Source organism: Lacisediminihabitans sp. (genome assembly GCF_036404185.1).
Classification (GTDB): Bacteria; Actinomycetota; Actinomycetes; order Actinomycetales; family Microbacteriaceae; genus Lacisediminihabitans.
In genome coordinates this window covers 1-5,787 of the sequence record NZ_DASWPB010000175.1, presented here as the reverse complement: position 1 = coordinate 5,787, position 5,787 = coordinate 1, and the positions used below count along the sequence as shown (strand labels likewise).

The window sequence follows — 5,787 nt, the reverse complement described above, 5'->3', positions numbered from 1 at the left end:
CGGCGGTCAGGCGCAACGGATCGCCATCGCACGGGCGCTCGCCGCCGAGCCGGACATCCTGCTGCTCGACGAGCCGTTCGCCGCCCTCGACGTCGCCGTCGCCCCCACCCTGAGACGGATGCTGCGACGGGTGCTGGCGGCCCGGACGGCGATCGTGGTGACCCACGAGGTGCTCGACGCGCTCACGCTGGCCGACCGCGTCATCGTGATGAACCTTGGCAGGATCGTGGAGACGGGGGCGACCGCGGAGGTGCTCGATCATCCGCGGCATCCGTTCACGGCGGAGCTGGCCGGCCTCAATCTCCTCAGCGGGACGGGCACCGCCACCGGGCTGAGGACTCCGGACGGGCTCGAGCTGACCTGCCGCCCCCTCGACGGCGAGGTCTTCGCCGCGTTCCGTCCGACCGCGGTGACGGTGCACAGGGATCGGCCGACCGCGGCCAACGTCTTCCGCTCGGCCGCGCTCGATCTCGAGCCGCGGGGCGACCTCGTCCGGGTGCGCGCCGGCGGCCTGTTCGCCGACCTGAGCCCCGGCCTGGCCGCGTCCCTCGACCTGGAGCCGGGCGGCGAGGCGTGGTTCTCCGTCGATCCGGACGACATCGCCGCCTACCCGTCCTGAGCGCCTCGCTGCGACCGGGTAGGGTGCTGGCATGAGTGTTGACCCGGACGACGACGCCCTCACCTGGGGAGGGGAAACCGATCCGACTCACGTCGAGACGCCGCTCGCCGCGACGGCGATCGAGGAGCCGGAGGAGGCCGAGCCGGGCCTCAGCTCCGCCCTCCTCGTCACCTACGGCGTCTTCGGCGGGATCTTCCTGCTCTACGTCGTCGGCTGGATCATCGCCGTCCAGCGCAACACGACGGCGCTGACGAACCCCTTCTTCGAGGTCATGTACCGCCTGGGCGAGGTGTTGGCCGTCGCCTCTCCCGCGCTCTGGTTCGTCGGGGTCCTCTACCTCGCCAGGGAGCGCAGGGCGGGCATCCGGCTGCTGTGGCTGCTGCTCGGGGTCGTTCTCGTGGTGCCGCTTCCCTTCGTCCTGTCGATCGGGGCGAAATGAGCCGCGCGCGCCTCACGGATGCCGCTGGCGAGGCCGTGGAGGAGGCCGTCCCGCGGCGGAGTGTCGGGCGGGCGACGATCGTCATCGCCATCCTCTTCGGGCTGTTCTACGTCTACGAGCTCTTCGCCGCGATCTCCAACGTCGTCGGCGTGAGCACGCAGATCGGCCAGTACAACGCCGCCAGGGTCGCGGTGGACCTGGCCCCCGTCGCGACCCCGTGGACCTGGCTCGTCGTCGACCTGCTGCTCGCTCCCGTCGTGTACACGATCGCCTTCCTGCTGGCCCGGCGCAGGACCGTTTTCGGCACCGTCCTGGTGTTCCTCGTCGGCCTCGCGGTGGTCTCCGCGCTCACGCTCAGCGTCGAGGCGCTCGCCTGATCCGCGAGGTGCCGGAGCACACCGCGCGACTGGGATAAAGTTCAATCACCGCTCGCAGGTGGTCGTAGCGGAACTCCCGTTAACCGAAGGATCCATTCGTGTCCAAGCCGATCGTGCTGATCGCAGAAGAACTCTCGCCCGCTACCGTCGAGGCCCTCGGTCCCGACTTCGACATCCGCTCCGTGGACGGCACCGACCGCCCGGCACTCCTGTCCGCCATCTCCGACGCGAGCGCGATCCTCATCCGCTCCGCGACCAAGGTCGATGCCGAGGCGATCGCCGCCGCGAAGTCACTGAAGGTCGTCGCCAGGGCCGGTGTCGGCCTCGACAACGTCGACATCAAGTCGGCGACGGAGGCGGGTGTCATGGTCGTCAACGCACCGACCTCGAACATCATCTCTGCTGCGGAGCTGACCGTGGGGCACATCCTCAGCCTCGCCCGTCACATCCCGCCGGCGCACGGCGCCCTCGCCGAGGGCCAGTGGAAGCGGTCGAAGTACACCGGTGTCGAGATCTTCGAGAAGACCGTCGGCATCATCGGCCTCGGCCGCATCGGTGCCCTGATCACCGCCCGCATGCAGGCCTTCGGCACGAAGATCGTCGCCTACGACCCCTACGTGACGGCCGCCCGCGCCCAGCAGCTCGGTGTCACCCTGCTGCCGCTCGACGAACTGCTCGCCCAGTCGGACTTCGTCACCATCCACATGCCGAAGACGGCGGAGACGACCGGCATGATCTCGGACGCCCAGCTCGCCCTCATGAAGCCCACCGCGTTCATCGTCAACGTCGCGCGCGGCGGTCTCATCGACGAGGACGCCCTCTACCGCGCCCTCACGGAGAACACCATCGCCGGCGCGGGACTCGACGTGTTCGTGCACGAGCCGCCGATCGGCTCGCCGCTCCTCGGCCTGCCGAACGTCGTCACCACCCCGCACCTCGGGGCGTCGACAGACGAGGCGCAGGAGAAGGCCGGCGTCTCGGTCGCCAAGTCGGTGCGCCTCGCGCTGTCCGGCGAGCTGGTCCCCGACGCGGTGAACGTGGCCGGCGGGATCATCGATCCGAGCGTCCGCCCCGGCATCCCCCTCATGGAGAAGCTCGGCCAGGTCTTCGCCGGCCTCGCCCCCAGCCCGATCACGAGCGTGGACGTCGAGATCCGCGGGGAGATCGTCGGCTTCGACGTGAGCGTGCTGAAGCTCGCCGCCCTCAAGGGCATCTTCACCAACATCGTCAGCGAGTCGGTCAGCTACGTGAACGCACCGCTGCTCGCGGAGCAGCGCGGCATCACCGTGCGGCTGATCACGGATGCCGTCAGCGACGAATACCGCAACCTGCTGACCATCCGCGGGGCGTTGAGCGACGGAGAGCAGATCTCGGTCTCCGGCACCCTCACCGGCCCGAAGCAGGTGGAGAAGATCGTCGAGATCAACGGGTACGACGTCGAGGTGCCCGTCGCGGAGCACCTCATCGTCATGGTCTACACGGACCGGCCGGGGATCGTCGCCGTCTACGGTAAGGAATTCGGCGACGCCGGCATCAACATCGCCGGGATGCAGATCAGCCGCACGGAGGCCGGCGGTCAGGCGCTCAGCGTGCTGACGGTCGACTCCCCGGTTCCGGAGGGATTGCTCGAGAAGGTGCGCGCCGCGATCCAGGCGGACGTGCTCCGCGAGATCGACATCACCGAATAGCCGAAAGCCCGGCCCCTCGCGCGGCGCGGGCGATTACGATCGAGATACCAACCGGCGTCGGGCGTAAGGAGACAGACCATGGCCGTCACATTCCTGGTGATCATCGGCGTGATCGTGCTGCTCGGGGCGGTGTCGGTGATCGCCGCGCTGGCGGCGATCGCCAAGTCCTGAGAATCCGCTGACCGCATGAGCGGCGCGCTCCGCCTCGAGCCTGATCGATGGCGAAGCGCGCCCGTTCGTGGTCGAGCGCTCTGTGTTAGAGCACGTCGCCCTTGGTCTCGCGGCTGGTGACGCGCTCGTTGCCCTCGGCGTCGACCGCGCTACGCGTGGTGGAGACCGTGGACCGCTTGCGGGCGACCAGGATGATCGAGATCACGAAGACGACGACCCCCGCCCCCATGAGCAGGTAGCCGACCAGGTCGAGATTGACCCAGGTGACACTGACGTTGACGGCGAAGGCGAGGATCGCGCCGACGACGAAGAGAAAAATGCCCGTTCCGATACCCATGAGCTGAGTCCTTTCGCTGGCTGTATCACACTGTTTTCAGTGCGACGGATCTCGTCGCGCTTCCAGTGTCCACCCGTCATGGTACCCGTCTGTCCCCCGAAAGGGGGGCATTCCTCTCAGCCGGTACGCTGGAGAACACCACGATTCGACCCCTTGAGGAGCCTTCCATGCCCCGCAACATCAGCCTTGCGACCATCCCCGGCGACGGCATCGGGCCAGAGGTCGTCGCGGAGGCGGTCAAGGTGCTGCGGGCGGTCGTTCCCGCGGAGGTCACGATCGACATCACCGAGTTCCCCTTCGGCGCGACCCACTACCTCGAGACGGGCGAGATCCTGACCGAGGAGGGTCTCGACGCGCTGGCGCGGCACGAGGGCATCCTGCTCGGCGCGGTGGGGGGAGACCCGAGGGACCCGCGGCTCGCCGGCGGCATCATCGAGCGCGGTCTGCTGCTGAAGCTCCGCTTCGCCTTCGACCACTACGTCAACCTGCGCCCGACGCGCCTGTTCCCCGCCGTCGCCTCCCCGTTGGCCGATCCGGGAGAGGTCGACTTCGTCGTCGTGCGGGAGGGCACGGAGGGGCCGTACGTCGGCAACGGCGGCGGCATCCGCGTCGGCACCCCGCAGGAGATCGCCAACGAGGTCAGCATCAACACGGCCTTCGGGGTGGAGCGCGTCGTGCGGTACGCCTTCGAGGTTGCGAGCGGGCGACCGGCTCACCGCCTCACCCTCGTGCACAAGACCAACGTGCTCGTCCATGCCGGCTCGCTCTGGCAGCGCACGGTCGACGCCGTCGGAGCCGAGTTCCCCGAGGTGGCGGTCGACTACCTGCACGTGGACGCGGCGACTATCTTCCTGGTGACGAACCCGAGTAGATTCGATGTCATCGTCACGGACAACCTCTTCGGCGACATTCTCACCGATCTCGCCGCCGCTATCAGCGGGGGCATCGGACTGGCCGCCTCGGGAAACATCAACCCGCAGCGGACCTTCCCCAGCATGTTCGAGCCGGTGCACGGCTCGGCCCCGGACATCGCGGGCACGCAGACGGCCGACCCGACCGCCGCGATCCTCTCGGTGGCGCTGCTGCTCGATCACCTCGGGCTCGCGGATGCCGCGGCGAGGGTGAACACGGCGGTCGCGGCCGACCTCGCCGCACGCCGCGGCCCGCGTTCCACCTCCCAGATCGGCGACGCGATCGCCGCCGCCGTGCAAGCAAGCGCAGAATACTTTCAGGACTAGATAAAGGACCATCATGCACAACCTCCTGGCCGACACGGCCGGCCTCACCTTCGCGGTGACGAAGAACCTCCAGGCGAAGAGCGACACCGAGCGTGCCGAGATCCACGCCAATCCCGGCTTCGGCAAGCACTTCACCGATCACATGGTGGACATCTGCTGGTCGGCCCGCGGCGGCTGGCATCGCCCCAGGGTCCAGCCGTACGGCCCGATCGCGCTCGACCCCGCCGCGGCGGTGCTGCACTACGCGCAGGAGGTTTTCGAGGGGCTCAAGGCCTACCGGCACGCGGACGGCTCCATCTGGAGCTTCCGCCCGGAGGCGAACGCCCGCCGGATGCAGCGGTCCGCGGCCCGGCTCGCCCTTCCCGAGCTGCCGGTCGAGTACTTCATCGAGTCGCTTCGGCAGCTCATCGCGGTGGACGGCGACTGGGTGCCGTCCGAGCGGGAGACGAGCTTGTACATCCGGCCGTTCATGTTCGCCAAGGAGGCGTTCCTCGGGGTGCGCGCGGCGGAGAAGGTCAACTACTACGTCATCGCGAGCCCGGCCGGCGCCTACTTCAAGGGCGGCGTCAAGCCGGTCTCGATCTGGCTCTCCACCCGGTACTCGCGCGCGGGCAAGGGTGGGACGGGCGCCGCGAAGACCGGCGGCAACTACGCCTCCTCGCTCGTCGCCCAGGCGGAGGCCTACGAGCACGGCTGCGATCAGGTGCTCTTCCTCGACTCAGAGGAGGGGAAGTACATCGAGGAGCTCGGCGGCATGAACGTCGTGCTCGTCAAGAAGGACGGGACCCTGCTCGTCCCCGACTCGAACAGCATCCTCGAGGGCATCACCCGCGACAGCGTGCTGCAGCTCGCCAAGGACCGCGGTCACCGGGTCGAGCAGCGCAGGGTCGCCATCGACGAGTGGCGCGAGGGCGTCGC

The 5,787-nt window shown here is 68.8% G+C and carries 7 protein-coding genes; 6 read left to right on the top strand and 1 reads right to left on the bottom strand.

Annotation, left to right across the window (positions count from 1 at the left end; translation table 11 throughout):
* The 4 genes from VGC18_RS12950 to serA all read left to right on the top strand — a co-directional run.
* Positions 1 to 619 (top strand): ATP-binding cassette domain-containing protein (locus VGC18_RS12950; RefSeq protein WP_331098030.1); only part of this gene is annotated, 619 nt, incomplete at its 5' end.
* A gap of 31 nt (positions 620 to 650) precedes the next feature.
* Positions 651 to 1,058, top strand: a complete 408-nt coding sequence (locus VGC18_RS12945; protein WP_331098028.1) for a hypothetical protein — start codon at positions 651 to 653, stop codon at positions 1,056 to 1,058.
* Entirely contained in the window at positions 1,055 to 1,435 is a 381-nt protein-coding gene (locus VGC18_RS12940) for a hypothetical protein (protein ID WP_331098026.1), read from the top strand. The genes VGC18_RS12945 and VGC18_RS12940 overlap by 4 nt, the downstream gene beginning before the upstream one ends.
* A 98-nt stretch (positions 1,436 to 1,533) precedes the next feature.
* Positions 1,534 to 3,123 carry a phosphoglycerate dehydrogenase gene (gene serA, locus VGC18_RS12935; RefSeq protein WP_331098024.1) on the top strand — a complete coding sequence of 530 codons (1,590 nt, stop codon included), beginning with the start codon at positions 1,534 to 1,536 and terminating at the stop codon, positions 3,121 to 3,123.
* 256 nt (positions 3,124 to 3,379) lie between these two features.
* On the opposite strand, the gene VGC18_RS12930 is transcribed toward serA, so the two are convergent.
* Positions 3,380 to 3,631, bottom strand: a complete 252-nt coding sequence (locus tag VGC18_RS12930; protein ID WP_331098022.1) for a DUF6458 family protein — start codon at positions 3,629 to 3,631, stop codon at positions 3,380 to 3,382.
* Positions 3,632 to 3,798: 167 nt separating this feature from the next.
* Between VGC18_RS12930 and VGC18_RS12925 the strand changes: the two genes are divergently transcribed.
* Positions 3,799 to 4,869 carry a 3-isopropylmalate dehydrogenase gene (locus VGC18_RS12925; protein ID WP_331098020.1) on the top strand — a complete coding sequence of 357 codons (1,071 nt, stop codon included), beginning with the start codon at positions 3,799 to 3,801 and terminating at the stop codon, positions 4,867 to 4,869.
* A gap of 13 nt (positions 4,870 to 4,882) precedes the next feature.
* A partial coding sequence (locus tag VGC18_RS12920; protein ID WP_331098018.1) for a branched-chain amino acid aminotransferase occupies positions 4,883 to 5,787 on the top strand: 905 nt, incomplete at its 3' end.